This window comes from Halovibrio variabilis (assembly GCF_007991175.1).
Taxonomy (GTDB): domain Bacteria; phylum Pseudomonadota; class Gammaproteobacteria; order Pseudomonadales; family Halomonadaceae; genus Vreelandella; species Vreelandella variabilis.
This window is the reverse complement of the sequence record NZ_BJXV01000001.1, coordinates 224,121-238,253: the sequence shown is the minus strand read 5'-3', so window position 1 is coordinate 238,253 and position 14,133 is coordinate 224,121. Positions and strand designations below refer to the sequence as shown.

13 protein-coding genes are annotated in these 14,133 nt (G+C 56.3%); 10 read left to right on the top strand and 3 right to left on the bottom strand.

Annotated elements, in window-relative coordinates; genetic code table 11:
* Positions 1 to 28: 28 nt before the first annotated feature.
* Positions 29 to 1,426, top strand: a complete 1,398-nt coding sequence (locus tag HVA01_RS01005; RefSeq protein WP_146872606.1) for an APC family permease — start codon at positions 29 to 31, stop codon at positions 1,424 to 1,426.
* A 118-nt stretch (positions 1,427 to 1,544) separates the two neighbouring features.
* On the opposite strand, the gene hmuQ is transcribed toward HVA01_RS01005, so the two are convergent.
* Positions 1,545 to 1,847, bottom strand: a complete 303-nt coding sequence (hmuQ, locus tag HVA01_RS01000) for a heme-degrading protein HmuQ (protein WP_146872605.1) — start codon at positions 1,845 to 1,847, stop codon at positions 1,545 to 1,547.
* A 136-nt stretch (positions 1,848 to 1,983) separates the two neighbouring features.
* On the opposite strand from hmuQ, the gene HVA01_RS00995 reads away from it, so the two are divergent.
* Positions 1,984 to 3,564: a cryptochrome/deoxyribodipyrimidine photo-lyase family protein gene (locus tag HVA01_RS00995; RefSeq protein ID WP_146872604.1), complete on the top strand. Its 1,581-nt coding sequence runs from the start codon at positions 1,984 to 1,986 to the stop codon at positions 3,562 to 3,564.
* Between the two features lie 36 nt (positions 3,565 to 3,600).
* Here the strand turns inward: HVA01_RS00995 and HVA01_RS00990 are convergent, their stop codons facing one another.
* On the bottom strand, positions 3,601 to 5,052 hold the full coding sequence (locus HVA01_RS00990) for an NAD-dependent succinate-semialdehyde dehydrogenase (protein WP_146872603.1): 1,452 nt from the start codon (positions 5,050 to 5,052) through the stop codon (positions 3,601 to 3,603).
* A gap of 44 nt (positions 5,053 to 5,096) precedes the next feature.
* Positions 5,097 to 6,512 (bottom strand): APC family permease, encoded by a 1,416-nt coding sequence (locus tag HVA01_RS00985; protein ID WP_146872602.1) that lies wholly within the window; start codon positions 6,510 to 6,512, stop codon positions 5,097 to 5,099.
* 266 nt (positions 6,513 to 6,778) lie between these two features.
* Here HVA01_RS00985 and HVA01_RS00980 point away from each other — a divergent pair, with 266 nt between their 5' ends.
* The 8 genes from HVA01_RS00980 (at position 6,779) to HVA01_RS00945 (ending at position 14,120) form a co-directional block, all read left to right on the top strand.
* Positions 6,779 to 8,197 carry an aminotransferase-like domain-containing protein gene (locus HVA01_RS00980; protein ID WP_146872601.1) on the top strand — a complete coding sequence of 473 codons (1,419 nt, stop codon included), beginning with the start codon at positions 6,779 to 6,781 and terminating at the stop codon, positions 8,195 to 8,197.
* Between the two features lie 159 nt (positions 8,198 to 8,356).
* Positions 8,357 to 9,037, top strand: coding sequence for a transglycosylase SLT domain-containing protein (locus tag HVA01_RS00975; protein ID WP_174787745.1), 681 nt, complete (start codon positions 8,357 to 8,359; stop codon positions 9,035 to 9,037).
* Positions 9,038 to 9,068: 31 nt separating this feature from the next.
* On the top strand, positions 9,069 to 9,809 hold the full coding sequence (locus HVA01_RS00970; RefSeq protein ID WP_146872600.1) for a sulfite exporter TauE/SafE family protein: 741 nt from the start codon (positions 9,069 to 9,071) through the stop codon (positions 9,807 to 9,809).
* A 69-nt stretch (positions 9,810 to 9,878) separates the two neighbouring features.
* Positions 9,879 to 11,063, top strand: a complete 1,185-nt coding sequence (locus HVA01_RS00965; protein ID WP_146872599.1) for a M24 family metallopeptidase — start codon at positions 9,879 to 9,881, stop codon at positions 11,061 to 11,063.
* Positions 11,064 to 11,248: 185 nt separating this feature from the next.
* On the top strand, positions 11,249 to 11,620 hold the full coding sequence (locus tag HVA01_RS00960; protein WP_146872598.1) for a hypothetical protein: 372 nt from the start codon (positions 11,249 to 11,251) through the stop codon (positions 11,618 to 11,620).
* Positions 11,621 to 11,785: 165 nt separating this feature from the next.
* The gene (locus HVA01_RS00955; protein ID WP_146872597.1) at positions 11,786 to 12,904 is read left to right on the top strand and encodes an alkene reductase; all 1,119 of its coding nucleotides are present in this window, start codon (positions 11,786 to 11,788) and stop codon (positions 12,902 to 12,904) included.
* A 121-nt stretch (positions 12,905 to 13,025) separates the two neighbouring features.
* The gene (locus HVA01_RS00950; RefSeq protein ID WP_146872596.1) at positions 13,026 to 13,487 is read left to right on the top strand and encodes a TspO/MBR family protein; all 462 of its coding nucleotides are present in this window, start codon (positions 13,026 to 13,028) and stop codon (positions 13,485 to 13,487) included.
* 39 nt (positions 13,488 to 13,526) lie between these two features.
* Positions 13,527 to 14,120 carry a cell division protein ZipA C-terminal FtsZ-binding domain-containing protein gene (locus HVA01_RS00945; RefSeq protein ID WP_146872595.1) on the top strand — a complete coding sequence of 198 codons (594 nt, stop codon included), beginning with the start codon at positions 13,527 to 13,529 and terminating at the stop codon, positions 14,118 to 14,120.
* Positions 14,121 to 14,133 lie beyond the last annotated feature (13 nt).

The window sequence follows — 14,133 nt, the reverse complement described above, 5'->3', positions numbered from 1 at the left end:
TTGTATTATCCATAAGAGGAACATACAAATGAGCGATATCTCAACCACTGAAAACATCCCCACGGCGGGAGCTTCCGGCAGAACGCACCATGCAAAAATGGGGCTAATGACCATGATGGCGATTTGTATTGGCCTGGTGATTGTCCAGGGGGCAATGATTTCGGCCATGCAAGGTATTGGAATGGGAGGTACAACATTTATATTTGCCATGATTGCCGCCCTTATCATTTCCCAATTTAATGCCATGAGCTTTGCAGAACTGTCGCTGATGTTTCCTCAAGAAGGAACATTGGCTACCTATACGCAAAAAGCCATTGGTCACTTTCCGGCTATTGTTTCAGTCTTTGCAGGCTATGTGATCGTCGCAAGTTTAGCAGTGCCTGTTGAAATGTTTCTCGTGGATGCCATGCTCGCTGAGCTACTACCGGGGATGCTGCCTGAAAAAGTGGTACCGATGGTTATTTTAGTGGCGCTGACGGTCACCAATTTAGTCGGCGCCGATGTCTTTGCTAAAGTGCAAAACGTGATTGCATTTATTCTTGTCAGCGCCCTGATTCTGATAGGTTTGGTGGCCATCAGTGGTATGGGTCAGGCACATCCCGTGATCACGGGAACAGCTGTTGATTGGGGCTTCGCAGGGGTGATGGATGGCAGCTTCATTGGCTTAATTGCGTTAGCAATGTGGCTATTTGTAGGTGCAGAGTATATTTGCCCGATGATCAACGAAGTTAAAGATCCGCTAAAAAATATCCCACGTGCTATGCACCTTTGCTTATTTGCTATCTTTGGAATCTTTCTTGTTTTTGTCTATGGCGCAAGTTTGTTCTTGGATACGGAAACGCTACTAGAATCGCCGATTCCCTACTTAGATTATGCCAATGCGGTCTTTGGTAAGGCGGGCTTATTTATTGCCACTATTATGGCACTGACAGCCACTTGTAGTACCGTAAACACAATATTAGCGGCACTTCCTCGTATGCTGCATGGTATGGCAAAAGAGAAACAAGCCTTTCCCCAGCTGAAAGCACTGAACCGCTTCAATACTCCGTGGGTAGGTATCGTGATGATGGCAGTGTTTACCTTGGTGCCCTTCTTTTTACTAGGTATCGAGTCCTTGATCATCCTCGTGATTGCCGCCACCACCAGCTATTTATTGGCTTATATCATCTCGCATATTGATGTAATCGTCCTACGCAGGCGTTTACCAAATCACAAGCGTCCATACCGCACCCCTTTTTATCCGCTGCCACAAATTGTCGGCATCGTGGCGATGGTGTATGTGATTATCAATAACTCGCCAGCACCGGAAATGACGCCCATGATCTTCACTATTGCAGGAGGAATGCTAGGAGTAGTTAGTATTATTGCGGCACTGTGGGTTAAATTCTATATGAAGCGTGGTTTATTCGAGCCGGATATAAGCTAGGTTGAACATGTACTGGTTATAAATTAGGGAGGCTTGCGCCTCCCTAATCATTTCTGAAGAGCGCGTAAAACGCCACCCTAACACGCCAAGCGGGCTTGTTTACTCAATATGCCAAGCCTTACAGCACCACCTCATAACCTTCAAATTTGGGCGGGCCGAGGTAGATGCCTTCCGGCGCTTTGGCATTAGCGTGGGCCTTCCGGAACGCATCTGACTTAGTCCAGTCACGGAAGGCGTTTTCCGATTCCCAGACGCTGTGGGAGATAAAGACGGTGTGATCTTCCTGGCTTTCGCCCTGCAGCATTTGGAACTGCTTGAAGCCCGGCACCTCATCCAGGTGGGAGTCGCGGTTGCGCCACACTTCTAAAAAATCCTCTTCGCGGCCTGGGGCAATCCGAAAACGGTTCATGGCAATATACATCGTTACTCTCCTGAGGTTTTGATCCTGCTGGGTTGGCCCTGTTGGGTTGATTTGGCAAACGGAAGCTTGATGGTAACGTCACATTTCAGTGGCGAATAGACTTAGTGGCCAATAACCCTCAACCGTAAGGTACGGCATGGCTAAGGCATCTATCCAGGTTGTTTGGTTCAAACGCGATTTACGTATTCATGATCATGCGCCGCTTGCCAACGCCGCCATGGCTGGCCCCGTGCTGCCCGTCTTTGCGATTGAACCCGGCCAGTGGCAAGCACTGGATAGCGCCCTGCGCCACTGGCAGTTTGCCGCTGACTCATTGACCGACCTTTCAAGCGCACTGGCGACAATTGGCCTGCCGCTGTGTATTTGGCAGGGTGATATTCTCACTCTGCTTAACGCCCTTAAAGCACGCTACAGCCATATTACCCTTCACTCCCACCAGGAAACCGGCAACGCCTGGAGCTTTGAGCGGGACAAAAGCGTTCTCGCCTGGTGCTGCCAGCACAACGTTACTTGGCAGGAGGCGCGCCAACAAGGCGTGGTGCGGGGGCTGACCAGCCGCACCGGACAGCAAACCCGCTGGGAGACGCACTGGGAAGCGCTAATGAAAGCCCCTACCTTCCCTGCCCCGCAAAACGCCCAAGTGGTTGAGGGGTGGCAAGCCTTTCAACACGTAAATGTTGAGCAGCTTCATAACCTAACGCTAGGGATTGATACTACGCCCTGCCCCGAGCGGCAGCCAGGCGGTCGCAGCGAAGGGCGCGCGCTATGGCAAAGCTTTGTAAGCCAGCGCGGGCGGCGCTATCGCGGCTCGCTCTCGAAGCCATTGCTGGCCTGGGAGTTTGGCTCACGGCTTTCGCCCCACTTGGCCTGGGGCACGCTTTCCATGCGCGAAGTCGTACAATCGCTACGCCGCCAGCGGGAAAAGCATGCTGAAGACTCACAGTGGTCACGTTCGCTGCGCGCCTTTACCTCGCGGCTCTACTGGCACTGCCACTTTATTCAAAAGCTCGAAAGTGAGCCAAGCATAGAGTTACAAACCCTTCACCCAGCGCTGCGCGGCGTACGCGAACGTGACCCCGACCACCCCAACCTGATCGCCTGGAAACGGGGCCAAACCGGCGTGCCATTGGTAGATGCCTGTATGCGCTGCCTGATCGCCACCGGCTGGATCAACTTTCGCATGCGCGCCATGTTGATCTCCCACGCCACCTTTGGTTTAGGGCTCCACTGGCGTGAACCCGCCTTGCATCTGGCACGGCTGTTTACCGATTTTGAACCGGGTATTCACTACTCCCAGGTTCAAATGCAAGCAGGCGCCACGGGCACCAATGCATTGCGGGTGTATAACCCCATCAAGCAGGCGGAAGATAACGACCCAAGCGGCGAGTTTGTCGCTCGCTGGGTGCCGGAATTAACCGCCCTGCCGCTGGAGTGGCGCGCCAGGCCTTGGGCGCTGCCGGAAAGCCTGCGCCAGCGATTTGGCTTTCAGCCCGGCGAACACTATCCACGACCCAACGACTTTGAAGCCGAAGCGCGGCACTGGAAGAAAATGCTATATGAGCTGCGCCGCACCCCAGACGCAAGGGAAGCGAGCCAAGCGATTGTGGATAAACTCGCCAGCCAGCGTCGGCCTTTAAAGCAGCACGCTAAAAAAGCAAAACCCGCCAATCGCCAGCAGCTTTCGCTGTTTGACGAGGGCGGGCTTGATAACGCTTAGCGCAACTACTTATTTTATTGGCAGGCTAGAGGCTGTCTACAGGCCACCAACGCAGACGTATTTCAATTCGGTAAATTCATCCAGCCCATGGTGGGAGCCTTCACGGCCCAGCCCGGACTCTTTCACGCCGCCAAACGGCGCCAGCTCAGTGGAGATAAGCCCTTCGTTGACGCCGACCATGCCGTACTCCAACTGCTCCATGGTGTGCCAGATGCGGCGGTAGTCGGTGGCGTAGAAGTAGGCTGCTAAGCCAAAGGGCGTATCGTTGGCCATGGCGATGGCCTCTTCATCGCGCTGGAAGCGGAACACCGGCGCGACAGGGCCGAAGGTCTCTTCGTCGGCCAGCGCCATCTTGGTGGTGACATCCGCCAGCACCGTGGGAATAAAGAAGCGCTCGCCTGCGGCGTGGGGCTGGCCACCGCAGAGCAGCCTTGCGCCCTGGTTCACCGCGTCGTCCACATGGCGCTGCACTTTGTCCACCGCTGCTTGGTTGATCAGCGGGCCGATAATGCTGCCTTCCGTTAGGCCGTCGCCTACCTTAAGGGCATTTACACGTTCGGTGAGCTTGGCGACAAAGGCATCGTAAATGCCGTCCTGCACCAGGAAGCGGTTGGTGCACACGCAGGTCTGCCCGGCATTGCGGAATTTAGACGCTATCGCACCATCCACGGCAGCATCGATATCGGCGTCATCAAAGACGATAAACGGCGCGTTGCCGCCCAGCTCCATGGCGGTCTTCTTCACCGTGCTCGCGCACTGGGCGAGCAGGTGTTTGCCCACAGGGGTCGATCCGGTAAACGAGACTTTGCGCACCCGTGCATCAGTGGTGAGCACTTCGCCTATGGCGGCCGGTGCTGACGCGGTAATCACATTAATCGTGCCCGCTGGCAAGCCCGCTTCTAGGGCCAAGTAGGCAGCGGCAAGCGCGGTCAACGGCGTGGCTTCGGCAGGTTTGATGACCACGGTGCAGCCCGCCGCCAGGGCAGGGGCGCACTTGCGGGTAATCATCGCCAGCGGGAAGTTCCAGGGGGTAATGGCCGCGACGACACCTACCGGCTCGCGCAGCACCAGCAGGCGTTTGTCTGCCCCATGGCTGGGCAGGGTTTCACCCGCCATGCGTTTGGCTTCTTCGGCAAAGAACTCAATAAACGACGCGCCGTAGGCCACTTCACCTTTTGCTTCCGCCAGCGGCTTGCCCTGCTCCAAAGTCATCAAGCGGGCCAGGTCGTCGGCGTGCTCATGGATCAACTCAAACCAGCGGCGCAGCAGCGCGCTACGCTGCTTCACTGGTGTGGCGCGCCAAGCAGGCCCGGCGTTGTAGGCCGCGGCCACGGCATCGCGCGTATCGTCAGCGCCCATATCAGCGACGCGGGCAATCGTTTCGCCTGTGGCGGGGTTATCCACCGCAAAGCTTTGCTTGCCGGTACGCCACTCACTACCCACTAGCGCGGGAACCGCATCGTGCAACCACTGTTCGATAAAGCTCATTCACTGCTCCTAAAAGCTTAATTCCATCAATTGCGTAGAACGCCTTACAGATCCGCCTGCATGTGGCGGTCACTGTAGTCACGCCCGTAGGTGCGCAACGCATGGACATATAAAGCCAGACCTAGCACTGCCCATCCGGCAAAAATGGTCCACTCGGCGCCGCTCAGCGCGGCGGGGCTTCCCGGTAGGTAAAGGCACGCCATACCGAAGGAAAGAATGATCGCCAAGGTGCCGCACAGTTTGCCGTTGCTGACCTTAAACGGGCGGGGCATATCCGGCTCACGCACGCGCAAGACCATGAAAGAGATCGCCACAAACAGGTAGGCCAACACGATGCCTAAACCGCCGGCGTTAACAATCCACACCAGCGCCGGGCGGCCAAATAACGGCGCCAAGCAGGAGAGAAAGCCCATCATAAAGATGGCATTGGTCGGGGTTCTGTAGCGCGGGTGCAGCTTGGCAAACGGCGCAGGCAGCATGCCCGCTTTCGCCAACGCATAAATCGCCCGAGAACCGCCAATATAGAAGGCGTTCCAGCTGGTGATGATGCCCGCAATCCCTGCCATGACCATTAAGTTGCTGGCCCAAGCAGCATTGAATAGCGAGCCCATGGCATCCGGCACGCTAAGCGAGCTGGCCGCGATTTCACTGCTGTTAAGCGCCAGGCTGGTGGCGAGAATAATCAGCGCATACCACACCACTGCCAAAACGACTGACATCATCAGTACCTTGCCAATCGCATTGTAAGGTAGGTTAATCTCCTCTGCCGCCTGGGGAATCACGTCAAACCCCACAAACAGGAACGGCACCATCACCAGTACCGCTACTACGCCTGCGAACACGCCGGTATCGGCTTGGGTGAATAACGGCAGCATATTGATGGTTTCGCCTTCAAACAGCGAACCGGTGACAAACATGACGCCCACCAGCAGAATGAGCCCGGTGACCACTTTTTGCAGCAGCGCGGCGGTCGTCACGCCGAAATAATTGATGGCCATCATGACCAGCGAACCGCCCACGCCAACGGCGACCCAGGTGGCTTTGACTTCCCAACCGGCAATCGTCCAGAGGTGGCCAACGGCGTAGTTAGGCACTAGATGTTCGATCACCGTAGGCAGCGCGACGGCTTCAAAAGCGACCACGCTCAAGTAGCCCAAAATGATCGCCCAGGTGCATATAAAAGAGGGCAAGTGGCCCAAAGCGCGGTAGCTATAAACGTGCTCACCGCCTACTTTGGGCATGGCAGCGGCAAGCTCTGCATAAGTCAGACCCACCAAGACAATCGCTAAGCCGCCGATAATAAACGCTATAATGGCGCCTAGACTGCCGGCGGATTGAATGGCGGTACCGGTAAGTACAATCCAGCCCCAGCCGATCATCGCGCCGAAAGCCAACGCTAGTACATCGCCACGGGCCAATACCCGGACGAGCCCTGCCTGTTCTGATGAGGGTGTGGTCATTTGAAATTGTCCTGCGAGTTATTGGATGTTGTCGTAGGCGCTCAGGGGCGCAGTATCCTGATCCTGTTTTAACAGCCTCGCTTCTTAAACGGGCTGGTTGAGCAGGATAGCGACACGCTAGCAGGCGGGAGAGAAAACGCGAATGCACCACTTTTGCGTTTGACTAGACCACTTTTCAGTCGCACCAAAAGGGTGCGCTATTTTCATACGGCTTTTGTCTAAGAGCCCGCCATTAGCGGGCTAAGCGGGATAAAGGGGGAGTCCAGATGGATCGCAAGGAGGTCGTGCACCAACTTGTACAACTTTATGCACTCCAGCCGGAGGGGTTGAGTAAACAGGTGCGTATAGAGCAAGCGTTGCGTCAGGCTATTACCCAGCAGTGGCCTTCCGGACTGCGGCTGCCCTCTCACCGCCAGTTGGCCGATGCCTTGGGCGTTGCCCGCCAAACTTTGGCGCTGGCAATTCATACCCTTCTCGAAGAGGCGCTGCTGAAAACCGCCCATGGCCAGGGCACCTGGACCAGCAAACCCGTGACGCCAAACACTCTGCCGCATGGCAACGGGCAGCTCTCTTCGCGCGCCCGGCAGGTGCTGGAAGGTCCGGGCGCCAGCATGATTCAAAACGGCTCCTTTGTCCCCGGCATTCCCGATATCGCCCAGTTCCCGATGCGTAAATGGCGGCAGCTCTACGCCAGCATCACGGTGCCGCAAAACGCTCTGTTGCTCTCCTATTCCACCGGTGGCTATGGCCCGCTTAAGCGGGCGATTCGTGATTTTCTGGCGCGCTGGCGGAATATCAGCTGCGATACCGAGCAAATCATCATCACCGACGGCACCCATAACGGCATTGAACTCTGCGCCCTGACGCTGGCCGATGTCGGCGACCGCGTTGCCATGGAGTCACCTTGCTACTGGGGTGCCCGCAACGTGTTCACCGCCGCCGGTTTGGCAATCGAACCCGTGGCGTGGCACCCAGGTAAGGGGCACACGCTGCCGGCATACCCTGGCCCAGTACAATTGGCCTACCTGACCGGCTCGCATCACTACCCGCTCAGCGTGGCGACCAGTGCTGCTGATAAACAACGCCTATGCGATGCCTTAGCGCCCACTTATATTGTCGAAGATGATTACGAGTTCACCCTCGATGACCACACTAACCTGCTTTTCGATTCGCACTCGCCGCGCCACTTGCTGGTTGGGTCGTTTTCCAAGATGATGTTTCCAGGGCTGCGGTTAGGCTATTTAGTCGTACCGCGTCATTTAGCGGGGCCGATGAACCGCCTGCGCAGCGAGGTGTTCCGCGAAGGGCGCATGCTTGATCAAGCTGTGTTGGCGCAGTTTATGTTTGATGGCGATTTAGATACCTGGTGTCGGCGCATTCAGCGCGACTACTTAGGCCGCCAGCAGGTGCTGCATGATCAATTACGCTCGCTGCCACAGGTGCGCAGCGTTTCACCGCCGAGCAGTGCCATCAGCCTATGCGTCGAGTTTGCGCCAGGTATCGACGATGTGCAGATTGCCCAAACGCTGTTAAAAGAGCATTTAATTGTGCGGCCGTTAAGCCCGGTATGCGCTGAACACGACCCTCGCGTTGGTCTTGTGATGGGGGTCGGCATGCTGTCGGGTGAAACCCTGGTGCGTGAAGCACAGCGGCTACGCCGTTGCCTAGAAACCTTGCTACGCTAGCAACCCTTTGTGGGTCTCGCTATTGTCGATACGTAAAACTCCCACAGGTTACTCACAGGCTCTCCAGAGCTTATGCACAAGCGCTTATCCATAAGCGCTTATCCATAAGCGCTTATCCATAAGCGCTTATCCATAAGGACTTATCCACAAGGACTTTTTATGCATTTCCCTGTTCGTCGTTTTCCCAGTGGCTCTTCACCACGCATCGCGACTCTGCGCTTTTGGCTGGCGATGAGCGTTGCTGTGCTTCTCTCTGGTTGTGCTACGTTCGCGCCCAACCCGCCCCAGGATCAAAGCAATATCTGCGAGATATTTCGCGAGCAGCCCAGCTGGTACGACTACGCACAGGAATCAGCGGAGAAATGGGGAACGCCGATTGCCACCCAGATGGCGTTTATTCAGCAGGAATCCTCGTTTCGCAGCCATATTCGCCCCGAACGCAAATACTACCTTGGCTTTATTCCCGGCCCACGGCCCTCTTCCGCTAAAGGTTACGCCCAGGCCCAAGACCCGGTGTGGGGCGAATACCAAGACCAAGCGGGCGGTTTATTTGCCCGGCGCACGCACATGAAACACGCCACGGATTTTATCGGCTGGTACAACCGCCGTTCCCAGCAGCAAGCGGGCATATCGCTCAATAACCCCGAGCACCTTTACTATGCCTATCACGAAGGGGCGGGGGGTTATCAACGCGGCAGCTACCGGAGTAAATCTCATGTGTTGCGCGCAGGCAGCCAGGTGGCCGCCCGCGCTAACCGTTACCAGGCCCAGCTCAACGCCTGCGAAGCGGAGTTTCAGTGCCGCAAGTTTTATCAGGTCTGGCCGTTTTGCCGTCGTTAAGAAAGAGTAAAAAAGAGCAAGGAAGAACGTTATGAGCCTAGGGATAGGCGTTGCTTTTGTTAGCGTGGTGTTTTTCACCGCGATGCTCTCCGGCGTGTTCGGCATGGCGGGCGGCCTGGTGCTGCTGTGGTTTCTGCTGCTGATTTTCCCCGCGGGTACGGCGATGGCGGTACACGGCGTGATCCAGCTCACCGCCAATGGGTCGCGGGCTTGGCTGTCGCGGCACTATATTGTTTGGCGCATCGTCGCCTTGATGACGCTGGGCGTGCTCAGCGCCGCCGGCTTACTGTTGATGTTTAGCTACAGCCCTAATGCCGCCAGCGTATCGCTACTGATTGGCCTGATGCCGATTTTGGTGTGGATGCCCAAGCGCTGGTTTCAACTCGATGCCAACCGAACCAGCCACGCACTGTGCTGTGGCATCGCCTCCGGTGGTTTAACCATTGCCGCGGGGGTTTCCGGGCCGCTCATTGACCTCTCCTTTGTACGCTCGCGCATGGACCGCCGCCAAGTCGTCGCCACCAAGGCCATGATTCAGGTGGTGGCCCACAGCATTAAAATCATCTTTTATCTCGGTTCCGCGCTGGCACTGAGTGCTGGGGAGTGGAGCATTATACTGCTGGCCGCACCGTTTGCGATCTTCGGCACCCACACCGGTAACCGTATTTTACAGCGCCTCACCGATGCTAACTTCCGCGCCTGGACCCGCTGGATCGTTACCGTCATTGGGGTTTTCTACTTTCTGCAAGGGATCTTCCTGCTCACCCGCTAGCGTTGAGGGCGAGAGAAGCGCACAGCCAGCAGCGGCCTATACTGACCTTACCCAATACCGGAGGTCGCTATGGATTATCACCACTACCGCGAAGCCCTGGCCAAGACGCTCGCCCAAAGTGAACTGCCCTTTCCTGCTGCCGAATACCAGGCGCGCCTGGACAAGGTGCGCAATGCCATGGCAGAGCATGGGTTAGATGCACTGCTGCTCACCGATCCCGCTGATATTAATTACCTCACCGGCTATCACACCTTTGAAGTCTCAGTTCATGCCTGTTTGGTCTGCACCCAGGCACGGCTGGTGCTGCAAGTCGCCTCAATTGAAACCGGTGCAGCAGTGGTCACCGCGCTGGTTGATGAGATCATCGGCTACCGCTGGGAAAGCCTGGAAGAAATCATCACGCCCCTGGCCGACCTGCTCGCCCCTCATGCGCAGATAGGTATTGATGGTTGGAGTGCCGGGCTGCGCTTTGGTGTGCTCGATGCGCTGATGCAGACTATCGGCCGGGAACGGTTTAGCGAAGCAGGCGCGGTGGTCGATGCGATTAGGATTGTTAAAAGCCCTGCGGAAATTGAGATGTTGCAAGCGAGTGCGCGAATCACCGCGGCGGGCCTAGAAGCGGCAATAGCCGCCATTCGCCCAGGGATAACCGATAATGATATTGCCGCTGTGGGGGCCAAAGCGCTGCTCGAAAATGGCAGCGAGTTTATGAGCCTGCAGCCGATTGTGACCAGCGGGCACCGCATTGGCGTCATTCACGTTAATCACAAGCGGCACGTTATTCAGCCAGATGAGCCTGTGTTTTTAGAATTTGGCGCCGCCTATCAACGCTATACCGCCCCCATGATGCGCACCGCCGTCACGGGTACTCCCACCTCGGCGCTCTACGCCACCCGGGATCTATGTCGCTCCATGTTTGAAGCACTGTGCGACGCCATGCGCCCCGGCAACAGCTTTGATGCGGCGGCCCAGGCCGCCGATGCGCTGCTTGCTCCCCAGCGTGAGTGGTATTTCTTTTCCGGCGTGTTTGGCTATGCCGTGGGCGCCCAGTTTCCACCTAGCTGGGTGGAGGGCACCGGCTTTATCGCCAAAGGCCAGACCCGCACCTTTGAAGCCAATATGGTTTTTCACCTGCCGCTCTGCCTGCGTGTGCCCGGCCAATGGGGCGCTGGCTTAAGCGACACTGTGGTGGTGACCGAACAAGGCGCTAAACCGCTGACCAATAACGACTGGCAACTGTTTGAGGCGTGCTGATAGTCACAGCATTGACAGCTTGATGGAGTAGCGCTACTGTCGACATAGATGCAAATGAGAAACACTAATATTTTTCTTAAGGCAATTTTTGTTCAGGTCCGTGTTACTCATTGCGGACGTTACTCTTGTCGTTAGATAGCGGGGCGAATGCCCACAGTAAGCAACCAGTGTGAGGAATCAGTGGGATGACGAGCGAGCAGCGGCAACTTCGCCAAACGGTCACGTTTTTGCGTACCTCTTTCGAAGCGGTACAGAATTCTATTGCTGGCCGACTGGAAGACCCGCTGCCCTGCTGGATGGATACCAGCATGCTCACCATGCTGTCGCGGGAGCTCACTCGCTGCAGCCAGCAGTCCAAACCACTGTTCGCTCCACCCGTCACCGAACAGCTGTATATCGCCTCTCAGCAGTGCGAACTACTCCTCAAACAGTGCCCAGGGGTACTCAGTAGCGCCGTCTGCCACCGCCAGCTAACCGCCATTATGCTGCCGCTTTCCAGCGCACTGCAGCAGATCGACACCCCTGCCAAACGACGTTGGCCTTGGCAGCGAGGCTGATGTAACCGGCCCTACAACCTTTAACCCCGCCTTACTTTAAGGCGGGGTTTTGCTTTGTAGACAAGCTAATTGATGCAGTTATCAGTCACACTGTTGGCACATGCTAGTAAACTGGTCTATTCTATGCCCACTAGTTAACGACAGAGTTCAAAAGGAGCTTGATTGATGGCTTTCGAAACACTTTTTACCCCGATCCAACTGGGCAGCCTGTCCCTGCCTAATCGCGTGATTATGGCGCCCCTGACGCGTGCGCGTACGCCCGACAGCGTACCGGGTAAGATACAGCAAGCTTACTATGGCCAGCGTGCCGGTGCCGGTCTGATTATCAGCGAAGCGACGAATATATCTCCGACTGCCCGTGGCTATGTGTATACGCCCGGCATTTGGACCGATGAGCAGGAAGCCGGTTGGAAGGATGTCGTCAACGCGGTGCACGCCAAAGGCGGCCGCATGGCGTTGCAACTATGGCACGTTGGGCGCGTTTCCCACGAAATGGTTCAGCCCAATGGCCAGCAGCCCGTTGCGCCGAGTGCGCTTAAAGGTGAAGGTGCCCAGTGTTTCGTCGAATTTGAAGATGGTACCGCTGGCCAGCACCCTACCAGCACACCGCGAGCCCTGGAAACCGACGAGCTCCCCGGCATTGTAGAGGACTACCGCCAGGCAGCCATTCGTGCCAAGCGCGCCGGTTTCGATATGGCTGAAGTTCACGCGGCGAACGCCTACCTGCTTAACCAGTTCCTGGCGACCGGTACCAACAAGCGTACCGACCAGTACGGCGGATCATTGGAGAACCGTGCCCGCTTCCCGCTGGAAGTGGTCGATGCAGTGATCGACGTATACGGCGCTGATCGAGTCGGCATCCGTATGACGCCATTTATCGAGCTATTTGGTCTGACCGACGACGAGCCGGAAGCCATGGCGTTCTATATGGCCGAGCAGCTTTCCAAGCGTGGTCTCGCCTATCTGCACCTGAATGAACCCAACTGGGCCGGCGGCGATATCACCTTCCCCGACGGCTTTCGCGAACAAATGCGCGAGCGCTTTAGCGGCAGCCTGATCTATTGCGGTAACTACGACGCCGCGCACGCTGAAGCACGCATTGGCGATAACACCACCGACGCGGTGGCCTTTGGTCGCCCCTATATTGCCAACCCGGATCTGCCCGAGCGTTTCCGCATTAACGCACCGCTCACCGAACCCAACCACGAAACCTTCTACGGCGGTGACGAGAAGGGTTATACCGACTACCCGTTTATGAATAACGGTTACGACCGCATGGACTAAGTGGAGCCGCTTGGCGCCTCTTAAGGTTGAAAAGCATCACTTCGGTGGTGCTTTTTTTATATCTGGTCGTTGCAAAACGCTGCTAGGCTATTGATTCTTACGTTTGAAACACAGGTGATGAATGCTAAATTCGCTATTCGCGTTACTGGTATCGTTAGTGCTGGTAGGCATTACAGCCAGTACCGGGGCACGCTTTCGACCCGATGGCTGGTACCGCGCGCTCAACAAGCCCAGCTGGACACCGCCGAATATCGTATTTCCCATCGCCTGGGGCATCCTTTACCTTTTGATGGCGATTGCCGCGTGGCGACTTTATATGGCTGACGACTCGGCGTGGCGCACAGCAAGCCTGTGGGTATATGGTCTTCAGTTGGTGGCGAACGCGGCTTGGTCGTGGCTTTTTTTTGGTCGCAAACAAATCGCTGCGGCGCTTGGCGACATTGCGCTACTGCTGATATTGATCATAGTGGCGATCATTCTATTTGCTAAGGTGAGTAGCCTGGCGGCGTGGCTAATGGTTCCATACGCGCTTTGGGTAACCCTGGCGCTGGCCCTTAACGCCACTATTTTACGACGTAATTAACGCGCAATTGGCGCAAAAAAGACCAAGGATAAAAACACTATGGAGACCACTCCGTTAGCCACATTATTAGCCTTCGGCTCTATCGTATTAGCGCTGGTCGCCGTTGCGCTGTTTGTTTACGTCATGCGGCAGCGCCGTTCACGGCCGGCGGATACCGCCACAATCGAGCGTGCCACCCAGCAAGCCGCTTCTTCACCGCCACCAGAGGAAACATCCTCAACGCCGTCGGCGAAGCGTACCGGCAAAGTGGTACAGCACTCCCTGTTCGTGATTTTTTCCCACCCCGATAAACAAACCGACCAGCGCCTTGCTGATTGGCTGCGCGAAAAAAACGCCACATTTGATCCGATCAAGAAAGTCTTCCATATTGACGGCGAACAGCCGTCCAACCCGATTACTGTTGCCAATGCGTTTCCGCCGGGGGAAATGCCCGATCTTTTGCACGATGAGACCCATGCCCCGATTAAAGGCATCAGCCTATTGGTGAAGCCGCCGCTGCGTAAGCGGCGTAATCAACAGATGCACGTGTATGTGGCGTTGGCGAAAGAAATGCAGACACTGTTTACCGGCGATATGCTGGATGCCGACCGCGAACCGGCGACCGACACCACCTTTGAGCGAATTATTGGTTAGCGAACGCGAAGGG

Bases quoted from the DNA above. Each gene is read 5' to 3' on its own strand.
- HVA01_RS01005 (WP_146872606.1), top strand. From the start codon at position 29: ATGAGCGATATCTCAACCACTGAAAACATCCCCACGGCGGGAGCTTCC.
- hmuQ (WP_146872605.1), bottom strand. From the start codon at position 1,847: ATGTATATTGCCATGAACCGTTTTCGGATTGCCCCAGGCCGCGAAGAG.
- HVA01_RS00995 (WP_146872604.1), top strand. From the start codon at position 1,984: ATGGCTAAGGCATCTATCCAGGTTGTTTGGTTCAAACGCGATTTACGT.
- HVA01_RS00990 (WP_146872603.1), bottom strand. From the start codon at position 5,052: ATGAGCTTTATCGAACAGTGGTTGCACGATGCGGTTCCCGCGCTAGTG.
- HVA01_RS00985 (WP_146872602.1), bottom strand. From the start codon at position 6,512: ATGACCACACCCTCATCAGAACAGGCAGGGCTCGTCCGGGTATTGGCC.
- HVA01_RS00980 (WP_146872601.1), top strand. From the start codon at position 6,779: ATGGATCGCAAGGAGGTCGTGCACCAACTTGTACAACTTTATGCACTC.
- HVA01_RS00975 (WP_174787745.1), top strand. From the start codon at position 8,357: ATGCATTTCCCTGTTCGTCGTTTTCCCAGTGGCTCTTCACCACGCATC.
- HVA01_RS00970 (WP_146872600.1), top strand. From the start codon at position 9,069: ATGAGCCTAGGGATAGGCGTTGCTTTTGTTAGCGTGGTGTTTTTCACC.
- HVA01_RS00965 (WP_146872599.1), top strand. From the start codon at position 9,879: ATGGATTATCACCACTACCGCGAAGCCCTGGCCAAGACGCTCGCCCAA.
- HVA01_RS00960 (WP_146872598.1), top strand. From the start codon at position 11,249: ATGACGAGCGAGCAGCGGCAACTTCGCCAAACGGTCACGTTTTTGCGT.
- HVA01_RS00955 (WP_146872597.1), top strand. From the start codon at position 11,786: ATGGCTTTCGAAACACTTTTTACCCCGATCCAACTGGGCAGCCTGTCC.
- HVA01_RS00950 (WP_146872596.1), top strand. From the start codon at position 13,026: ATGCTAAATTCGCTATTCGCGTTACTGGTATCGTTAGTGCTGGTAGGC.
- HVA01_RS00945 (WP_146872595.1), top strand. From the start codon at position 13,527: ATGGAGACCACTCCGTTAGCCACATTATTAGCCTTCGGCTCTATCGTA.